The sequence below is a fragment of the Vibrio sp. D173a genome, assembly GCF_030248475.1.
The window spans coordinates 1-653 of sequence record NZ_JAHGAH010001080.1 but is presented as its reverse complement, the minus strand read 5'-3'; the positions used below and the strand labels follow the sequence as shown (position 1 = coordinate 653).

1 protein-coding gene and 1 pseudogene are annotated in these 653 nt (G+C 47.2%); one reads left to right on the top strand and one right to left on the bottom strand.

Translation table 11 applies throughout. The features are described from left to right. The coding region (locus tag KIV40_RS31440; protein WP_285353223.1) for a hypothetical protein at positions 1-229 on the top strand (229 nt) is incomplete at its 5' end. A gap of 192 nt (positions 230-421) precedes the next feature. On the opposite strand, the pseudogene KIV40_RS31435 reads toward KIV40_RS31440, so the two are convergent. Further along, positions 422-653 (bottom strand): annotated as a pseudogene (locus KIV40_RS31435) (ATP-dependent Lon protease); the annotation flags it as partial.

Here is a 653-nt window from a genome sequence, read left to right as displayed (position 1 = left end):
CGATATCGTGAAAGTAAAAGTGATGGAAGTGGACGTGCAGCGTAAGCGTATTGCGCTAAGCATGCGTATGAAAGACGAGCCGGGACAAGATAAGCGTGCTCAACGTTCATCGGCGCCTCGCTCGCAAGGTCGTCAATCGCAAGGTGGTCAGCGTCGTCGTGAAGAGCCTCAACAGAACGGTGCTATGGGTGGCGCGTTTGCGGCAGCCTTTGCAAAAGCGAAGAAGTAACGCTTCGCGATAGTGGAGTGAGCAGCTAGAAAAGTGTTTGGATCATAGTAGGCCTAAAGCTATAAAAGCTTTCTTCTAGACATAAGAACGTGCTCCTAGCTAAAAAAGCTTGCTCCTAAAAACAGAAAACCTGCATCGCCACTGGCATGCAGGTTTTTTATTATGTTCAAAAAGGTTTGGCGATATCAGTTGTTAGAGCACAACCAATACCTCAGATGGCTTATGAGGCGCAACAGCATGGCCATAGTGATACTTAATGACCTTACGTCGTTGTTCCATCTGCCCTTCTCGAATCGCCGCATCAAGAATGTGCTTGGGCAATCGAAAACGCATGGTGTACCCCTTTCCTTGATCAGCACTATAACTGCTCAGTGCCAATAAGCTGAACAACCTATCAAATGGATCTTTAGGCTCTTCTTGGTTT